This is a genomic window from Mycobacterium sp. E3339, assembly GCF_001666915.1.
Classification (GTDB): Bacteria; Actinomycetota; Actinomycetes; order Mycobacteriales; family Mycobacteriaceae; genus Mycobacterium.
Map to the genome: position 1 here is coordinate 1 of NZ_LZIZ01000162.1, position 884 is coordinate 884.

Sequence of the window (884 nt, forward strand, 5' to 3'; positions counted from 1 at the left end):
CCGGCGCAGATCAGTGCGCGTTCGCCCAATTGGGTGCAGGCGGTGCTGATCATCTCGACCATCTCGGTGGGGGATTCGACCGGGATGCTGCCGCTGGCGAAGCAAATCGGCGGTGTTCCCGCGGCTATCCACGAGGCGACCTCATCGTCGGTGTCGGTCGTCATCTCCATGGTCAGGGCGCCGACAAAGGGCCGGCGGCCGTCCCATTTCGACCATTCCCGCGCCAGCCCGGGAAAGCACACGTCGTCGTAGCCCTGGATTTCCAGGGATCGGCGTTGGGCGATCCGGCGGGGCGCCGGACGGGTCGCCGGCGAGGGACCCTTCGCCTTCGGCAGGCCGAGTTCGCGCCGCTGCGCATCCTCGGGCTTCTTGTTCAGGCGCCAGGCCAACCAGTCGAACGCCATCATGGCCGACCGACCCAACGGGGGCGGCAGGATCGAGACCAGCTGGCCGTTGGGCCGCATCGGGGCGTGGTGCAGCGTGGCCAACGGGATGTCGTAGTACTCGGCGACGTTGGCGGCGGGCTCCTGGTAACTCTGCCCGACCAGCAACAGGTCGGCCCCGTCGGCCAGCGACGTCAGCGTCGTCGTCATGTGGCCCCAGCATTGGTCGCTGAGGTCCCACATCTCGCGCCACAACCCGCGCAGCTCCCGGACCTTCCAGAACGCGCCGAAGAAAGACGTCCAGAAGTTGCGGTACACGTCCAGCCACAGCTGGGTCTCTAGCCCATACGCGGCCGCCGGGAGACCGGCCGCCTCGGCGAAGCCGATCAGGTCGGGCGGCACCGCCATCCGCACGTCATGGCCCCTGCGCAGGAGTTCGCGACCGACGACGACGGAAGGCTCGATGTCGCCTCGAGTTCCATAGCAGGCCAGGGCAAACTT

Annotated in this window: 1 protein-coding gene; it reads right to left on the reverse strand. The window is 68.0% G+C overall.

Annotation, left to right across the window (positions count from 1 at the left end; all coding sequences use genetic code 11):
- The coding region (locus tag A5702_RS14450) for a glycosyltransferase (RefSeq protein WP_156669631.1) at positions 1 to 884 on the reverse strand (884 nt) is incomplete at both ends.